General features: G+C 44.6%; 1 protein-coding gene. It reads right to left on the reverse strand.

The window, feature by feature from the left end; genetic code table 11:
- On the reverse strand, positions 1-2,995 hold a 2,995-nt coding region (locus tag EMP01_RS15450; protein ID WP_202616098.1), incomplete at both ends, for a gliding motility-associated C-terminal domain-containing protein.

The following is a 2,995-nucleotide window of genomic DNA, read 5'->3' on the forward strand; positions in this document are numbered from 1 at the left end:
CGTCATTGTGGCACTGCCGGCACACTGATTCTGATTAGGCGTAAACGTATAGGTCGTAGTAGCCGTATTGTTCAAGGCAGGAGACCAGGTTCCGGTGATGCCATTAGTAGATTGAGTAGGCAAAGCAGCTAAAGTAGCTCCGGCACAGATTGCAGGTACTTGGGTAAATACAGGATCAACAACCGGGTTGACGGTGATGGTCATTGTGGTACTACCAGCACACTGATTCTGACTAGGCGTAAAGGTATACGTTGTCGTTGTAGTATTATTTAATGCAGGAGACCAGGTTCCATTAATACCATTATTTGATTGCGTTGGTAAAGCCGCTAAAGTAGCGCCAGAACAAATTGCAGGTACTTGGGTAAATACAGGATCAATAACCGGGTTAACTGTAATGGTTATCGTGGTACTACCCGCACATTGGTTTGCACTTGGTGTAAAGGTATAGGTGGTCGTTGCTGTATTGTTCAATGCAGGAGACCAGGTTCCATTAATACCATTATTCGACTGAGTAGGTAAAGCTGATAATACAGTACCAGCACAGATGGGAGCCACCTGTGTGAACGTTGGTGTGGTATTATTATTGACCCCAATAGTCATTGTCGTACTACCAGCACACTGATTCTGATCAGGTGTAAATGTATATGTAGTAGTCGCTGTATTGTTGATAGCAGGTGACCAGCTACCTGTGATACTATTTGTGGATTGTGTAGGTAATGCCGCTAAGGTAGCACCAGCACAGATTGCAGGTACTTGGGTAAATACAGGATCAACAACAGGATTGACTGTAATGGTCATTGTTGCACTGCCGGCACACTGATTCTGATCAGGTGTAAAGGTATAGGTAGTCGTAGCCGTGTTGTTCAAGGCAGGTGACCAGGTCCCACTAATCCCATTATTAGAAGTCGTTGGCATAGCTGATAACGTAGCACCAGCACAGATCGGAGCAACCTGCGTAAATAATGGTGTAGTATTATTATTGACTTGAATCGTCATCGTAGTACTAACCGCACATTGTCCTGCTGCTGGAGTAAATATATAGGTCGTCGTTGCGGCATTATTCAAAGCAGGCGACCAGGAACCTGTAATACCATTATTAGAAATCGTTGGTAAAGCTGACAAAGCGGTACCAGCGCAGATTGCAGGCACTTGAGTGAACGTTGGTGTGGTATTATTGTTGACTTGAATTGTCATCGTAGTACTAATAGCACATTGATTCTGATCAGGTGTAAAGGTATACGTTGTCGTAGCTGTATTATTCAATGCAGGCGACCAGCTACCAGTGATACCATTATTAGAAGTCGTTGGCAAAGCTGACAAAGTAGCACCAGCGCAGATTGCAGGCACTTGCGTAAATACAGGATCAATAACCGGATTAACCGTGATGGTCATTGTGGTACTACCAGCACACTGATTCGGATCAGGTGTAAATGTATAAGTCGTCGTTGCAGAATTGTTCAAGGCAGGAGACCAGCTACCTGTAATACCATTATTAGAAATCGTTGGTAAAGCTGACAAAGTAGCTCCAGCACAGATTGCGGGCACTTGTGTGAAGGTTGGTGTAGTATTATTATTGACATGAATCGTCATCGTAGTACTAACCGCACATTGTCCTGCTGCTGGAGTAAATATATAGGTCGTCGTTGCGGCATTATTCAAAGCAGGCGACCAGGAACCTGTAATACCATTATTAGAAATCGTTGGTAAAGCTGATAAAGCGGTACCAGCGCAGATTGCAGGCACTTGAGTGAACGTCGGTGTAGTATTATTATTTACCTCAATAGTCATTGTGGTACTACCAGCACACTGATTGACATTTGGTGTAAACGTATATGTTGTCGTAGCTGTATTATTCAAAGCAGGAGACCAGGTTCCTGTGATACCATTATTCGAAGTTGCTGGCAGAGCTGCTAACGTAGCACCAGCACAGATTGCAGACACTTGCGTAAATACTGGATCGATAACCGGATTGACCGTGATGGTCATTGTGGTAGTTCCTGCACACTGATTCTGATCAGGTGTAAATGTATACGTAGTTGTAGCCGTGTTGTTCAAGGCTGGTGACCAGGTTCCTGTAATCCCGTTAGTCGATTGAGTAGGCAAAGCTGCCAAGGTAGCGCCGGCACAGATGGCAGACACTTGGGTAAATACTGGATCAACAACCGGGTTGACGGTGATGGTCATTGTTGTACTGCCGGCACATTGATTCTGATCAGGTGTAAAGGTATACGTTGTCGTAGCTGTATTATTCAATGCAGGCGACCAGCTACCTGTGATACCGTTAGTCGAAGTTGTTGGCAGCGCTGATAACGTAGCACCAGCACAGATCGGAGCAACCTGCGTAAACGTTGGTGTGGTATTATTATTGACTTGAATTGTCATCGTAGTACTAACCGCACATTGTCCTGCTGCTGGAGTGAATGTATAAGTAGTCGTTGCCGTATTATTCAAAGCGGGCGACCAGGAACCTGTAATACCATTATTAGAAGTCGTTGGCAGCGCTGATAACGTAGCACCAGCACAGATGGCAGGCACCTGCGTGAAGGTTGGTGTTACAACCGGATTAACGGTGATGGTAATTGTTGTACTACCAGCACACTGATTAGTACTCGGTGTAAAGGTATACGTTGTAGTTGTAGTATTATTTAATGCAGGTGACCAGGTCCCACTAATCCCATTATTAGAAGTCGTTGGCAAAGCTGACAAAGTAGCACCGGCACAGATCGGAGCAACCTGCGTAAACGTTGGTGTGGTATTATTATTGACTTGAATCGTCATCGTAGTATTAACTGCACATTGATTCTGATCAGGCGTAAATGTATAAGTAGTAGTAGTTGTATTGTTCAAGGAAGGAGACCAGCTACCTGTAATACCGTTAGTCGAGGTTGTTGGCAGCGCTGATAAATTAGCACTGGCGCAGATTGCGGGCACTTGAGTGAAGGTTGGTATGGTATTATTATTGACTTGAATTGTCATCGTAGTACTAACCGCGCAT

The organism is Edaphocola flava (genome assembly GCF_004118155.1).
GTDB lineage: Bacteria > Bacteroidota > Bacteroidia > Chitinophagales > Chitinophagaceae > Edaphocola > Edaphocola flava.